Here is a 13,496-nt window from a genome sequence, read left to right as displayed (position 1 = left end):
ATATGTCGCGATCGACGAAAAGGGAAAGCCGACGGAAGTTCCTCCCCTGCTGCCCGAAACGGCGGAGGAAAAACGCCGTTTTGAGGAAGGGAAGAGGCGCCGCGAGCAGCGGCTGGCGGAGCGGAAGCCATAAGACTCAATGAAACCTCATTCCGGGTTCATCATTAAAACTTCCGTGGTCACCACGCTCGCGAACGTCGTGAGAATGTCGCAGCCGGCACCATGCAACGATTCCTCGTCGAACTGCGCCGATCGCTTGGAGTTCGACGCATCGGAGACAAAAATAAACTTTTGGCCTCGGTGATACCCGTCCACAATCGTCGCCAGACAACATCTCGTCGTGCCTTAATCCTTGATTGAGACCAGCGCGTCAGGGCGGCTGGAAGAGCGTCAAGTTGCCTAGCGGATCCTTTAGGACCGCACGACGCTTCGAAGATTCTTGGGCAGAACCTTTTTCCGAAGCCGGATCGATTTCGGCGTCACTTCGATCCATTCATCTTCGTCGATCCACTCAACCGACTCTTCCAGCGACATCGACCGGATACCGGACAGCGTGACCAGAACCTCGGCGTGCGCCGCGCGGATGTTCGTGAGTTTCTTCTCGCGGCAAGGATTCACATTGAGATCGTTTTCCTTGTTATGCTCGCCGACGACCATTCCTTCGTACACCTTGATCCCTGGACGAACGAAGAGCATCCCCCGGTCTTCCAAACCCAAGAGGCCGTATTCCACGGTTTCCCCCTCTCGGTCGGAAACGAGGGCGCCGTTGGTGCGATGGGGCACTTCTCCCTTATGAGGCTCATACCGCAAGAACTCACTGCTCATGAGTCCTTCGCCGCGCGTGCCGGTCAGAAACCGCGATCGCATGCCGAGAAGTCCCCGGGTCGGGATCGTAAACTCGAGACGGATCCGGCGAACCGCGCTTTCCAGGCCGCTGGCCATAGGCTCGAAACGGGTCATGATCCCTTTTCTCGTCTGAAACATTTGCGTCACTTCGCCCACGTAGGTTTCAGGGAGATCCAGGACGAGCCGTTCGATCGGTTCTTCCACACCACCTGTCTTTCCTTTGTGCATCAAGACGATCGGCTTGCCGACCATGAACTCGAACCCCTCCCGCCGCATCTGCTCGATCAAAATCGAAAGCTGAAGCTCTCCCCGGCCGAGCATCCGAAACTGGTCCGGCGAGTCGAGCTCTTCAAACCGAAGCGCGACGTTCTGCCGAACTTCCCGCAACAACCGCTCGCGAAGCTTTCTCGATTGAATCGCCTCTCCGTCTTGGCCTGAAAAGGGGGACGTGCTGACGGAAAAAATCATCCCAATCGTCGGCTTCTCCACGGCGATTCTCGGCAAAGCTGGCACATTGTCGTTTCCGGCGAATGTGTCGCCGATTTCCGCTTCTTCACACCCGGCCACCAAACCGAGATCACCCTCGGTCAGTTCGGCCACCTCGATTTGCTTGAGTCCTCCGAACGTCAAAACCTGTGTTACCGTGAACGAAACGGCCGTCGGCTCATCCTCTTCATCCACACCTCGGTGAAAAATACGATCGTTTTTCTTGACGCTTCCTCGCGTCACGCGCCCGACGGCGAGCCGGCCGACGTAATCGGAGTACGCAAGATTCGAGACCAACATCTGAAATCCGGGCGCATCAGAGATTCGAGGCGGGGGAACTTCACTGAGAATCAGATCGAAGAGAGGTTTGAGCGTCCCCTTCTTTTCACCGCTCAAGAGCGCCGGAACTTCCTTGTCGTTGACCGTGCACCAACCTTCACGAGCGCAGGCGTAAACAATGGAAAATTCCACTTGTGTTTCCGACGCTCCCAGCTCGACGAAGAGGTCGAACGTTTGATTCACGACCTCCTGAATCCGCCGGTTCTCACGGCACTCGGGGCGATCGACCTTGTTGATGACCAAAATGATTTTTAATCCTTTTTCCAGCGCCTTTTGAAGCACGAATCGGGTTTGCGGAAGAGGCCCTTCGGCGGCATCGACGAGCAGAAGGGCTCCGTCGACCATGCCTAAAATTCGTTCGACCTCTCCTCCGAAATCCGCGTGTCCCGGCGTGTCGACGATATTGATCTTCGTATCCTCCACGTACACCGAGGCGTTCTTGGCGAGAATCGTGATTCCCCGCTCCCGCTCAAGGTCCATGGAATCCATCACACGCTCGGTCAGCGCCTGGTGTTGCTTGAACGTCCCTGCCTGCCGAAGCAGATAATCGACGAGCGTCGTCTTGCCGTGATCGACGTGCGCGATAATACAAACGTTTCGAATATTTAGACTCATAGGTCCCGGCGAAGGGGCGGCGTCAATACATGAATCGGCGCTTCATGGCAAAAGGGCGCTTGAGAATCACGCTCGCCAAGAGACCGGCGGGAGATCGATCATCGTCTTCAGGCCGGGAGTGGTTCCCATAACAACGGGGATCGCGTTCGTGACGATCGCGCACGTGGCCACATCTCCCTGAACTCCCTCCGGAATCGTTACGGAAAGTCCGGGCAGTCCGTCGATATAGACGGTGTCGCGGCTTTCCGGGCTACCCACAACGGCGCGAAACTCGAGGGCGAGCACCACTTTTCCCGCCATTCGGCCTCGCGCCCGTTGCAAAAGGCCGATCACCTTTTCGGGCGGAATCGTTCCCAATCCGCTTGGCGTCGACCGCTCGGCCAAGACCGGTTCGGTGGCCTCATCGGTCTGATCCAATTTCCAGCCGAGATGCGCGGCGATCATGTCCATCGACTCTGCGAGTCCGACGTGTCCCAGCTTCCCCTCCTCCACGCGGGATCGAAACTCTTCGGGCGTCATGCCGGTCCCGATTTTTCGTTGAAAGGGTATGCGGCGCCTGGAGGCGTCCTGAATTCGTTCGATCCGAATCGCCGTGACCGACCGGCATACGGCCGTCAAAGCGACCGGAAGAAAATCCATGAGATATCCCGGATTGACGCCGGTTCCCAAAATCGCCACACCCCCTTCTTTGGCCGCGGCATCGATTTTCTTCGCCAGCGCCGGCTGTCGGCGCCAGGGATAAACGAGCTCTTCACATGTCGAAACGACACCCATCCCCTTTCTTGCCGCGGTTTCCAACACCGGCGCGATCGATTCCAGCGTGGACGTCGTCGTGATCGCCGCGATGTCCGCCTCTCCTTTTTCAAAATCCTTCAAAGACGGCCGGATTCGAATCCCTGTTTTTTTCGCCGGCTTCGCGAACTCGCCGATGTCCATCCCCTTCTTCACCGGATCGACATCCACGGCCCCGACGATTGAAATGAATTTCCTCTCGGCCAAATGCTGCGTCAGCATCTGCCCCACCGGCCCCAGGCCCACCTGAACCACTCGAATCGGACTTTTCATGAGGACTCTTTTATCGTGAATCGCGTTAGAAGTCGCTCTCCTCGGTTTCCTTTTCAACGCCGTCGTTGCGACGTTCAATTTTGAGAAACTGCTCCACAGACGCGATGATCGCCTCCTGAATCGGCCGGAGCGTCGGATCTGTCGCGCGCCACGGTTTCCGTCGTCCCGTCCGGAAGGATTTGCGCCACGCTCATCGATCCACCAAGGTAGAAGTGAAAGATCTCGTCGGTCCGAAGGCGATGGAGCTTCGAAACGCTTCCCTGGGGGAGCAAGTAATAAATCGCCGTGGAATAATTTCGATCGCTCCCGTATTCGGAGGGCAATCCTTTTTTGGGTATCACGCCCTTCGCGCGATAGGTTTCCGCAAAATATCCCCCTTCAGGATGAGGTCGAAGGTCGAGCAAGCGGATCAATCCCTCGACGGTCGGTTCGGTCATAACGATCCCACCTTTTTCACCCAGACGATATGGTGTGCGAGCTAGAAGCCCTTAACTTTTCCGGCTTTCTTGTAGCAGAGCCAAACGATGTGCCAGCCGAGCGCAATCACGGCGAGCATAACGATGCCGGCCGACCGATCTGTAATTCCAAGATTTCCGCCGGCGAAATAGCTCGTGTGCGCATTGATCATCGTCCACAACAGCGGCACGGAAAGATACGTGTTGTGTCGGGAACGTGTTCCGGCCAAGGATACCCACGCCGCATCCGGCGCTTGCCCACCCTTTACGGCCGTAATGATTTTCTGCTGTGCGGGCCAGATCCGGAACCAAACGTTGAACGCCATCATCGTCCCGAACATCGATCCCACGTGGATATTGAATCCGCGGTAGCTGAAATCGGCCCAGTTGGCCATTGCGCAGATCACGCCGCCGACCAAGATGACTCCACCCACGGCGACTATCTTAGGGTTTTTCCCCAGCGGCGACTTCATGAGAGCGTCGTAGATGAATACGCCCAAAAACGTTACGGCGATCATCACGAATGCCGGAGCACCAAAGCTTCCCATGTCGTTGAAGAGAATTCCGCCGTGATAAAAGACCAAGAGGAGGAGAAGAACTCCGGTGATCCAGGTCCAGGCCGCCCCCCAGCGAAACCAAAAGAGCGCCCGCGGCATCAATTCGGGAACAACTTTTTTCTTTGTGTCGCCGTCCATCGTTCCGGCAAAGGGCCCGTTCACGAAATTAAAAAAGTAGAGATGCCCGATCCAGACGATGCCCGCAAATACGTGCAACCAACGAAACAGGGACTCAAGCAAAGCCATGGGAGATCCTCCTAATGATGATGTAGATCAACGAAAGACGGAAACTAGCGCGCAGGCGCGGAGCGGTCAAACGTTTGCTCCGGCCGTTTTTAGCGCGCCGCGTGACGGAGAACCCGCCGCAAACCTTCGGAAAACTCGTTCGTCGGCACCAGAAGACTGACGACCGCGGCGGCGGGAAAAGGCAGGTCGAAAAAATATCCCGGTTGGACCAGGACCCCCTCGTGGCGTAACAGATCCGTTGCAAAAGGCTCCTCTTCCAGTCGATCTCCGAACTTTAGGATCTTGCACCAACCCCCTTCGACCGGAAGCGCCTCCAGCGTTTTTGATTTTTTGCACAGGTCATTGGCCACGCTTTCATTTTCCAGGATTCGAGCGCGAATCTGACGCATGACCTCAGACCCGCTTTTCAACCAAGCCGGGAGGGCTCCCTGAATGGGTATCGATGCGGATAAATAGGTGTCGGCAATCCAGTCGAGTCTTTCACTCGCCTCGTCGAGAATGGGTTGGGGCCCACTTGCATGAATCCACGAGAGCTTCATTTGGGGCAGGCCGAATTCTTTCGATACGCCTCCCATTGTGAACGTCGGAACGGGGGCGCCCTTTTTCAAGAACGAAACTCCGGATCTCTCTTTCCCGAGAGGATAGTTGAAAAACACTTCGTCGCTGATCAAAGAGAGGTTCCACTCCTCGCAGATCCTCCACAGATCCCGCCGTTCTTCCGCCTTGACGAAAGAGCCGGTCGGGTTGTTCGGGTTGACTGCGAGCAGGGCCTTCGTCTCGGGCGTCAGTCGCTCCGACAAGCTTTCAAAATCGATTCTCCACCCGCGATCGTATTGAATCGGATACGTCTGGAACCGCACGCCTTCCAGCGAAAGAATCGGTTCGAAGAGCGGATAGCTCGGCGTGGGAATCAGCACTTCGTTGCCGGGATCCACCAACATCTTGATGAGAAAACTGTACGCTTCGCTCGTACTGCTGGTCAGCCAGAGATGATTCGGATCCACCTTCGCACCGTTGGCGGAGAGATATTGGGCCAAAGCTTCTCTCGAATTCCGAAGTCCCCGGGGAGACGGCTCATAGCGAAGGGAAGCAAGATCCGTTAGCGGGTTCAACAGGTCCCGAGAATAGAGAAAACCGGCTTGCGTGGGATTGGAGAGCGTGAGATCCAAGAACGGATTTCCGGCGGAGCGCTTCTCTTCAATCGCTCGCGCAAGATCGTTGGGGGCGTACTGCGCGGGTGTCCGGCTCGAAAACATATTCTAGTGTCCCGACTCGGGACACTAGCCGGTTCTAGTCTTCCCGCCGTTTCTGCGCAACAATCATGGCCGTGCGCTATCGACTCGCGTGGATCCTTCTCTCGTTCCTCTACCTCGCTCTTCGTTTTCAAAATCTTCCCGGAACGGTGACCGAGCATGGGATCGCTCTAAACGGGACCGATCCGTATTACCGGCTCCATCGGATTGAGAAGATCGTCCAGGGCGACTCGGCTTATCCGCTGCACGACCCCAACCTCTCCTTCCCCCGGGGGTTCGATGTCCCCTGGCCTCTCGGCCTGGATGAACTCATTGCCATACCTCTAAGGTTGGCGAACGTTCGCGATCTTCGAACGATTCAAATTTTCTCCGCCCTGTCGATTCCGGCCCTTTCTCTTCCGACGTTATGGGCAACCGGCGCCGTCGCGTCTTCCTTGGCCGGCCCGTACGCCGGACTCGCCGCCGGATTCGTCCTTGCGCTCTCCCCCGGCCATATCCGGGCCAGCAAGGTAGGCGAGATCCACCATCATTTTCTGGAAGCAATGTTCACCATCGCCGCTCTTTTTTTCCTGGAACGGTTGCGTCGAAAATTGTCCTCTTCCGCCCGATGGGCCCTCCTTGCCCTTCTCGCGTTCGGCCCCAGTTTCTGGCCCCAGGCATGGGTCGTCGCTCTTTTTCTCGCGGCTTCGTTTCTGATCGACCGGGCTCCGGGATTTCAAAACCGCTGCGCGTACGCTTCCTGGCTCTTTTTCGCGAGCAGTCTTTTAAGCCTTCTTCCTCTCTCTCTTTCGGATCGATTTACGTCGGGATCGATTTGGATCTTCGGGTTTTCCTGGTGGACGCCGGCTCTTTACGCCTTCCTGGCTCTGCCGTTTTCTCTTATGGCTCATTTCCGCCTCCGTCCCTTCCGGCTGGATAAGCGTATTTTGATTTATGTCGGCTACGCGGCCTCGATCGCTCTCTTTTTGTTCTGGCGGCACGGCCCCTCCATTGTTTCGGTACCCACCTCTGGAGCGATGGCGGCACTGGACACGACGCGCGGCTCGCTCTCCGTCACCAGCGAAGCCACCTCGCCCTTGCAAATCCCTTGGAAGAGCTGGGACTCGATGGGTTTTTACCCCCTCCTCCTGGCGTTTGTTTGGTTTACCCTCCAAGCCTTTCGGCGGGAACGCTGGTGGTTCGTCGGATACGCCTCCGGCGCGCTGATCCTTTCGCTTTTTCAGCTCCGATTCATCTACCTCGCGTCGCCGATCCTCACGATCGCGGCGATCTCCCTTCTTCACGATCTTTTTTACCTTTTCGCCATCCGCCGAAGTTTGGCGGTGGGAGCCGTGTGGGCGATGGCTTTTTGCATCGCCTCTCCCGGCCAAGTGGTTTGGGGATGGACACATACCGGGAATGTCCATCCCTTTTATCGCGCCTATGAGACGGTCACCCAATTTATGGAATCGGAGTTTCGGAGACATCCCAGGCCGCCAACCGAAAATGCCGTTGCCAGCCACTGGGATTACGGCCACTGGTTCGTGCATGACCTGAACGTTCCGGTCGTCGCGCACCCGTTTCAAGATACGACGCTCATGGACACGTTCGCTCTCTTCTGCGCCCGGGACACACGCGCGATCGACGATTTCGTAAAAAGCTATCCAGTCCGCTATCTTCTCCTTGAAGCGCCGACCGGAAGGCTGGAAAGATGGCTCCGGCTGCTGGGGCGCGACATCTCTGTTTATTTCGAGCTCCGCCGCTCACCTGACGGCAAAGTCACACTCGATGCCCGGGATTCTTTTTTTGAACTCCTGGCGGTCCGGTTTTTTCTTTATGGTGGAGAGGCCCTCAACGGCGATTTTCCCGTCCATTGGAGACTTGTCTTCATCACTCCGTACGCATCACCCGACCGAAGCGATCTGCCCGCGCTGAAGCTGTTCGAACGGGTTCCCGGTGCGCACGTTCGCGCTCGCCTCCGGGCGAAGAGGGCGTTCCTTACGGCTCACATCGAAACCTCGGACCGTCCGATCGAATTTCGGCAAGCGGCCGTGCCGGATTCAGAAGGAACGGTTCAATGGACCGTCCCCTACGGCGTGACCTCCTTAGGGGGCATTCGTTTCGACGGGCATTATACGGTGGAGATCGAAGGGGAAGAATCCAAACCAAAACTGTTGCGCATTCTTGTCCGTGAGGAAGATGTTTTGCAGGGGCATTTGATCGACGCCGGTTCCCTCGACTGATAATATCCGCACCCCATGTGGCCGGCGCGTTGGCTTTTATCAGTCGTGGTCACGGTCACGGGATGGATCGCGGCATCGGGAGACGGAATGGCTAAAACGTTGGACGACATTAAGCGCGACTTTTTCGAAAAACCCCACACGTTTGATCCGGTATCGGCGACGTATTGGGGACTGACGCAATACGACGACAAGCTGCGCCCCTTCGACGGAAGCGTTCGCAACGAGGAACGCTCGTTTTATACCGGCATTTTGGCCGACTTGGAAACCTACCGCGACGATTTATTGGCCGCCGAGGATCGTATGGACGTCACGATTATGCGGCGAGCGGCGCTTTGGACACTCTTGTGGATTGAAAAGCCCATTCCTTTGGGATGGAGATCCTCCGTCGATATTTCCGATCTCGTCGGTACGGTCTATCAAAACATCAGCCGCCAACAGGGGAAGCCGGAAGAATGGAACGCCATTCTCTCCCGAATGCGCCGAATCCCCGACGTCTTGGCGAGCCGGAAAAAGAACCTCGAGATTGGGCTTTCGGAGAAGGCTCCATTTTATAAACGGGAAGTGCTTCGAGACGGCATCGAGCTACGAAACGAAATCGTCTCTTATTTCAAGAAAGACGTTTTGGATTCCGCACGGCAGTCGCTCACGGCGGACGCGTTCAAAAAGCTCGGGTCTCAACTGGAATCGGCCGCCTCCGGGATCGAGGACGCCGTCGATCAGTACGTACAGTTTCTGAAATCCAAAATCCTGCCCGCGGCCAAAGACGACGTCTTCGGCGTTGGCGAAGAGCACTATCTTTGGAGGTTGCGAAATCTTCTCCTTTCCCCTGAAACACCGGAATCGCTCTTTGAGTACGCTAAGGATCAGGTCGCGATCACGGAAAAACAGATGCAGGAGGTCGCCGATACGATTCAAAGAAAACGCGGCCAGCCGAAAAAGCCTTACGCCGGGGTGATCAAGGATCTTCAGCAGGACGCCCCGGCGACCGACAAAGAGATGTTCGCCATGTACCAGGAACTTCTCGACCGGACGGTTCTTTTTATAGAGAAAAAGAAGTTGTTTCGACTGCCGGCGGAATACACGATGCTTCTCAAGGAAACTCCCGCCGCATATACGAATGTCTTGAGTATCGCGGCGATGAATCCGATTCCGCCCTTCCGAGACGGAATCCCCGGCCAATTTTGGGTGACGCCGACGCACGACGAGAAACACCCGAACGGGAATCCCGAACTTTTAAGGCAGAACCACTGCCGGTCGGCCGCTCCGAATCTCGTCGTCCATGAAGCCGTGCCCGGCCATGACTTGCAATTGGGAGCTGCCGCGCGGCGGTTTATCAGCGGCGGCCGAAAAGATCTTTCGTACATGGTCCGCCTCCGCGTTCCCGATGTGATGTACAGCTTGGGTGTCGAGGGTTGGGCGCATTACACCGAGCAACTGATGGCCGAACAGGGGTTTTACACTCCGGAGGAAAGGATTTTTCAACTTAAAGACGCCCAATGGCGGAATGTCCGTATTGTCGTCGACGTCGGGATTCATACCGGACGGATGACGTACGATGAGGCCGTCCGCTATTTCAACGACAAAACCGTCTCCGGCGAAGTGACGGCTGAACGCGAGATCTATCGATACTCCAAATGGCCGCTCCAGGCGATCACGTATCACCTGGGTAAACGCGACATTCTTTCCGTCCGTGAGGAGACCCGTACGGCCGTCGGCGAAAAGCATTTTGACCTGGCCGAATTCCACGAACTGCTGCTGGATTATGATGGCATTCCCGTGACGTTTTATCGCGAGGATCTTTTGGAAAAGGTCAAAGCCCGAATGACGCCGTCGTTGGAACGGCGCCGCGCCCCCCTTCGAAAGCGAGGTCGATAATGTCGTTTCTGTCGAAACCTTCCACCACCACGGCTCTTCTGGCCCTCATCGCTCTTCTCTTGCTGATTCAGGTCGTCCAAAGCGCCACGCGGCCCAAGCCGCCCATGATGCCGCCGATGTCGATGCAAAGCGCGCCGCCTCCGAACATGCCGGGGCACAACCATCCGCCGATTCCCGAAAACGACGCACCGATGCCAGGGGGTGGAGCGCCGATCATGGGCGAAGATTCGAACTTTGATCATGCACAGATGATTTACGCCTCCATGAACTGCCCCAACGATCCGACGATGACGTTGGGTGATGCCGGCTGTACCGGCGGCGAAGCCGACCAGCGGCGCCAGATGGTTCAGGGCGTTCTGGCCAAAGACGGCTCTTCGATTCGGGCTGTCTTCGACGCGGTTGTCGGGAAGTACGGCGAGGCCTCTCTCACAGCTCAGGCCCTCGAAATTCGGCGCTCCCGGCGTCGTTGAACATTTGCCGAATTCCCGTCCGACATGCGTTCCAACGCAATGCAATAGACACAGACTTAGCTTCATGTTAAGGCGAAATAGCTGTGCGTCGGTCGGGGGGATTTCTTCAAATCTTCTTCACTTGGTTGCCCCGAAAGGGTGTGGCTGTCTTCGGCTCGATCTTTCTGATCACGAGCGCGGACTACCCTCAGCCAGCTTTCGCGCAGTTACCGATACCTGAACTCGCTCCTCCGGCAGTCGCACCTGTACCGCATCCCCCTCCTCTGGTGCCTTGGCTACCGGAAAGTGTCCGATCACCTGCGCACGGGAATCCCGATTTCTGGACGTATAAGGAATTCCTTAAACGATTTCTCGTCCAGAGCGAGGAAACCAACCTCGATCCGGACAACCCCAACATTCTCTACGTTGAATGGTTAAAAGATCGATTTCGAAATCAATGCCTTTCGACCATTTGGGACCGATTCTTTGGATCCAGCAGGGAGGGTTCGGAGTGCGGTTGGTGGCGCTCCCGCGCGGCCGCCAAATTATTGACCTTAGATGACGACCAAGCGTTGAAAACAGCGTTGGACGGTAATGCATTTGATCCTTGGTTTTATCGACGTTTCCAACGGCAACTGCCGACACTGCTTGAACGCTTCTTTCGTCGGATGGGATGGCGCCACCGAGACTTTCCGGACATCGAGACCGCAGATCGCGCAGATCCCGGCAAAGTCTCCCGGGAGAGGAAAGGGTTCGTCTTCCTCCCCAACCAACCGGATCCCCCTTTTAAAGCGTTACGAGATTGGCTGGACGGCGATTCCCAAACGACCTCCGGCGCGCCATCGAAAGGCCGGCCGATTGCGCCGGCGATTCGTAATTCGGTGCCTCCAGCCGACGGGGCGGGAGCCCCAAAAGGACAAGGATCTGGCGCGGCCCCCGACGACAGCCCTCCCAAAGAAGTGAATCGGAAGCGTCCAGAGAAAGAACCCGCCGTTCTCGAACTCGAAGTTCTGTTCGATGCTCTTCGTGAGATTGGGAGGGAGGCCGGGCAGTTCCGCAGCGTCCACGACATTCATCTGGAGTCGCAAGAACAGCTCGTATGGAAACTACGTGGTCTCTTTAGGGAGCGGAGGTATGCCGAGATCCTCTCAGAACTAAAGTGGAGGCGTTCGGTGGAACATCTGCGCGATCGCCTGACCCCCGGCACGCAGGTCTTGACCGATATTCATGGAAAAATGATCCAGTTCGGTGACAGCTCCGTGCTTATCCGAGCGGCGGACGGGTCGACGTTCCGTGCTGTCCTTGCACCTAACGGAACTCCGCGCTTACTCCTAAATGATCGTGATGCCCTCACGATCAAGGTGCGAAAAATCCAAGAACTGGAGCAGAATGGCGCGGCGCTTTCCGAGGTGGATCGGTCGATTCTTCGGACGGAAGTGATACTGAAGGAGGGCTTCTGGATACCCTTCGGGCAGACCCGGTTTCCGTTGAAAATTACCGACGGCAATAGGTCGTTCATTTATAGGCCGCCACGGAATGGCCATGCGGGAAGAATCCGAAGGTTTCGCCATCGATTCAGAACTCCGGAAAACGCCGATTCAAGAGATATCGAAATAATCAGAGGCTTTAATCAAGCTCTTCAATTATTGGAACGCCGACCGGTGCATTATACGGAAGTATTTGACCCGTTCTTTGTCCAACTTCTGGAACATTTGGGTTTGTAGTCCCTGCGCGTGATCCGCGTGAATCTTGAAGCTCGTTTCGCTCCTATAACCTGGCCAGAACCGCTTCCAGACGGGAAAGCACCCTTTTCTTACCCAGGAGTTCCAGCACTTCAAAGATCCCCGGACTTACCGTTCCTCCCACCAGAGCAACACGGAGAGGTTGTGCGAGTTGGGCCAAATTCATCCCGAGTTCCGTAATCAGGGCTTCGAATTTCGGCCTGAGGGTCGCCTCATCAAATGGCTCGCACGCTTGAAATAAATCCCGCAGCTTTTCAAACGGGTCTTTTATGGCCGGCGTCAAAAACTTCGCGACGGCCTTGTCGTCGTATTTGGGTTCATCCAGAAAATAGAACCGGGCCAGTTCCGCCATCTCTTGGACCGTCTTGGAACGTTCGCGGAGAAGATCGATGGTCTTTTTCCACCCCTCGCCCGACTTTCTCTCTTCGGGAATCTGAATAAATCGGCCCAACCCGGCCAGCAACAATTCCGCCTTTTCGTTCTTGATGTAATGCTGATTCAGCCAAAGAAGCTTCCGTTCGTTAAAAACGCCCGCCGATTTCCCGACGCTATCCAAATCAAAACTTTCAATCAATTCCTCCAGCGAAAAGATCTCCTGGTCCCCGTGCGACCATCCGAGCCGGGCGAGAAAATTCACCAGCGCGTGGGGTAGATACCCCATCTCCCGATAGGACTGCACCGAGGTTGCGCCGTGACGCTTCGAGAGCCGCTGTTTGTCTTGGCCGAGGATCATCGGTACGTGGGCAAAAGCGGGGGGTGATGAACCGAGGGCGGCGTAGAGCAGGATCTGCTTCGGCGTGTTGTTGAGATGATCGTCTCCCCGAATCACATGTGTGATTCGCATGTCCACATCGTCAACCACGACGACAAAGTTGTATGTAGGACTGCCGTCGGTCCGCGCGAGAACCAGGTCTTCCAACTCCCGATTGTTGAAGGAGGTGTCGCCTTTGACGACGTCGTGAACCGTAGTCCCGCCTTGCGGCACAAGGAATCGGATGGCCGAAGGTTTTTCCAGATGCTTCCCGATCAAAAGTCGGCAGCGGCCGTCGTACTTGGGAGGTTGTTTCGCCGCGAGCTGGGCTTTTCGCCGCTCTTCCAGCTCCGCAGGCGTGCAATAACAGCGGTACGCCTTTCCCTTTTGAAGAAGTGCGTCCAGTTTGGATCGATAAAGATCGTACCTCTGGCTTTGGAAAAGGGGCCCTTCGTCCCACGACATCCCAAGCCAACGAAGGCCGTCCAAAATGGCTTCGGTCGCCTCCGGTGTCGATCTCTCCTTGTCCGTGTCCTCGATCCGAAGAAGGAAGTCCCCCCTGTGATGGCGGGCGAAGAGAAAATTAAAAAGTGCC

Annotated in this window: 12 protein-coding genes; 5 read left to right on the top strand and 7 right to left on the bottom strand. The window is 56.3% G+C overall.

Annotated elements, in window-relative coordinates:
- On the top strand, nt 1–133 hold a 133-nt coding region (locus VI895_02490; protein HLG18668.1), incomplete at its 5' end, for an acyl-CoA thioesterase.
- A 14-nt stretch (nt 134–147) separates the two neighbouring features.
- On the opposite strand, the gene VI895_02485 is transcribed toward VI895_02490, so the two are convergent.
- From VI895_02485 to VI895_02460, 6 genes are all read right to left on the bottom strand, one after another.
- Entirely contained in the window at nt 148–315 is a 168-nt protein-coding gene (locus VI895_02485; protein ID HLG18667.1) for a hypothetical protein, read from the bottom strand.
- 96 nt (nt 316–411) lie between these two features.
- Entirely contained in the window at nt 412–2,286 is a 1,875-nt protein-coding gene (gene typA, locus VI895_02480; protein HLG18666.1) for a translational GTPase TypA, read from the bottom strand.
- 66 nt (nt 2,287–2,352) lie between these two features.
- A complete protein-coding gene (locus tag VI895_02475; GenBank protein ID HLG18665.1) occupies nt 2,353–3,351 on the bottom strand; it encodes a dihydrodipicolinate reductase in 999 nt (332 codons plus the stop codon).
- 74 nt (nt 3,352–3,425) lie between these two features.
- Nucleotides 3,426–3,788 carry a cupin domain-containing protein gene (locus tag VI895_02470; protein ID HLG18664.1) on the bottom strand — a complete coding sequence of 121 codons (363 nt, stop codon included), beginning with the start codon at nt 3,786–3,788 and terminating at the stop codon, nt 3,426–3,428.
- 41 nt (nt 3,789–3,829) lie between these two features.
- Entirely contained in the window at nt 3,830–4,609 is a 780-nt protein-coding gene (locus VI895_02465) for a urate hydroxylase PuuD (protein ID HLG18663.1), read from the bottom strand.
- 89 nt (nt 4,610–4,698) lie between these two features.
- Complete coding sequence (locus tag VI895_02460) at nt 4,699–5,865, bottom strand: pyridoxal phosphate-dependent aminotransferase (GenBank protein HLG18662.1); 1,167 nt, start codon at nt 5,863–5,865, stop codon at nt 4,699–4,701.
- 65 nt (nt 5,866–5,930) lie between these two features.
- On the opposite strand from VI895_02460, the gene VI895_02455 reads away from it, so the two are divergent.
- From VI895_02455 to VI895_02440, 4 genes are all read left to right on the top strand, one after another.
- Nucleotides 5,931–8,084, top strand: coding sequence for a hypothetical protein (locus VI895_02455; GenBank protein ID HLG18661.1), 2,154 nt, complete (start codon nt 5,931–5,933; stop codon nt 8,082–8,084).
- A 15-nt stretch (nt 8,085–8,099) separates the two neighbouring features.
- Nucleotides 8,100–9,959, top strand: a complete 1,860-nt coding sequence (locus tag VI895_02450) for a DUF885 domain-containing protein (GenBank protein ID HLG18660.1) — start codon at nt 8,100–8,102, stop codon at nt 9,957–9,959.
- Complete coding sequence (locus tag VI895_02445) at nt 9,959–10,429, top strand: hypothetical protein (protein ID HLG18659.1); 471 nt, start codon at nt 9,959–9,961, stop codon at nt 10,427–10,429. The genes VI895_02450 and VI895_02445 overlap by 1 nt, the downstream gene beginning before the upstream one ends.
- 266 nt (nt 10,430–10,695) lie before the next feature.
- Nucleotides 10,696–12,132: a hypothetical protein gene (locus tag VI895_02440; protein ID HLG18658.1), complete on the top strand. Its 1,437-nt coding sequence runs from the start codon at nt 10,696–10,698 to the stop codon at nt 12,130–12,132.
- Nucleotides 12,133–12,175: 43 nt separating this feature from the next.
- Here VI895_02440 and gltX read toward each other — a convergent pair.
- Nucleotides 12,176–13,496, bottom strand: a 1,321-nt coding sequence (gltX, locus tag VI895_02435) for a glutamate--tRNA ligase (protein ID HLG18657.1), incomplete at its 5' end; no start/stop codon positions are given.

It is taken from the genome of Bdellovibrionota bacterium (assembly GCA_035292885.1).
Classification (GTDB): domain Bacteria; phylum Bdellovibrionota_G; class JALEGL01; order JALEGL01; family DATDPG01; genus DATDPG01.
This window is presented reverse-complemented; position numbering and strand designations above follow the sequence as displayed.